This is a genomic window from Paenibacillus jiangxiensis, assembly GCF_046098255.1.
GTDB classification, from domain to species: Bacteria; Bacillota; Bacilli; order Paenibacillales; family Paenibacillaceae; genus Paenibacillus; species Paenibacillus jiagnxiensis.
The window spans coordinates 289-1,126 of record NZ_JBJURI010000076.1 but is presented as its reverse complement, the minus strand read 5'-3'; the positions used below and the strand labels follow the sequence as shown (position 1 = coordinate 1,126).

Sequence of the window (838 nt, the reverse complement as noted above, 5' to 3'; positions counted from 1 at the left end):
TGTGAAGATTCAATAGGTTGTATGCATGGTTCATCCGAACCGGATTTGAGAAACTGGAAATCGCCACCCCCCCAGTTCACTCAAGGAGCCCGGCCGGATGAACACCCATAAGCATGCCCGATTGACCTTCCTACGTCGACTCGAAATGGTCCAGCAATTGATCGCCCATCAAGTTTGTGTGCCTGAAGCGGCCCGCGCCTATGGGGTCACCGCGCCGACTGTGCGCAAATGGCTGGGCCGCTTCCTGGCTCAGGGCCAGGCGGGCTTGGCCGATGCGTCCTCGCGCCCGACGGTCTCGCCCCGAGCGATTGCGCCGGCCAAGGCGCTGGCTATCGTGGAGCTGCGCCGCAAGCGGCTGACCCAAGCGCGCATCGCCCAGGCGCTGGGCGTGTCAGCCAGCACCGTCAGCCGCGTCCTGGCCCGCGCCGGTCTGTCGCACCTGGCCGACCTGGAGCCGGCCGAGCCGGTGGTGCGCTACGAGCATCAGGCCCCCGGCGATCTGCTGCACATCGACATCAAGAAGCTGGGACGTATCCAGCGCCCTGGCCACCGGGTCACGGGCAACCGACGCGATACCGTTGAGGGGGCCGGCTGGGACTTCGTCTTCGTGGCCATCGATGACCACGCCCGCGTGGCCTTCACCGACATCCACCCCGACGAGCGCTTCCCCAGCGCCGTCCAGTTCCTCAAGGACGCAGTGGCCTACTACCAGCGCCTGGGCGTGACCATCCAGCGCTTGCTCACCGACAATGGCTCGGCCTTTCGCAGCCGCGCCTTCGCCGCGCTGTGCCATGAGCTGGGCATCAAGCACCGCTTTACCCGACCTTACCGCCCACAG

Annotated in this window: 1 protein-coding gene; it reads left to right on the top strand. The window is 65.9% G+C overall.

The window, feature by feature from the left end; translation table 11 throughout:
• Positions 1 to 97: 97 nt before the first annotated feature.
• Positions 98 to 838 (top strand): IS481-like element IS481 family transposase (locus ACI1P2_RS31365; RefSeq protein ID WP_355327720.1); only part of this gene is annotated, 741 nt, incomplete at its 3' end.